The following is a 306-nucleotide window of genomic DNA, read 5'->3' on the forward strand; positions in this document are numbered from 1 at the left end:
TACTACTGTATTTGATGAATGTGACTATGACGGTGCCAATGACGGTATCATCAGCACCTGGGACCTTACGGTTGTAGAAGGTGAAGTACTGGGCACGCAGGACCCTGCAGACTATGAGGTAACGTATTACACCAGCCCTGAAGATGCAGAGAACTATGAAAATGCCATAGCCACCCCTGAAGCCTATACCAATACTATAGCCGATGACCAGACCATCTGGGTAAGGGTGACCAATACCGCTACACTAAGCAAATGCCATGATATCACTACCTTCACCCTGCATGTAGAGCGCCTTGCAGAACCTGT

Annotated in this window: 1 protein-coding gene; it reads left to right on the forward strand. The window is 48.4% G+C overall.

What is annotated here, in order from left to right:
* Positions 1-306, forward strand: a 306-nt coding sequence (locus NHE85_RS16655; RefSeq protein WP_252813336.1) for a hypothetical protein, incomplete at both ends; no start/stop codon positions are given.

Origin of the sequence: Flavobacterium sp. NRK1 (assembly GCF_024054175.1) — a bacterium.
GTDB lineage: Bacteria > Bacteroidota > Bacteroidia > Flavobacteriales > Flavobacteriaceae > Flavobacterium.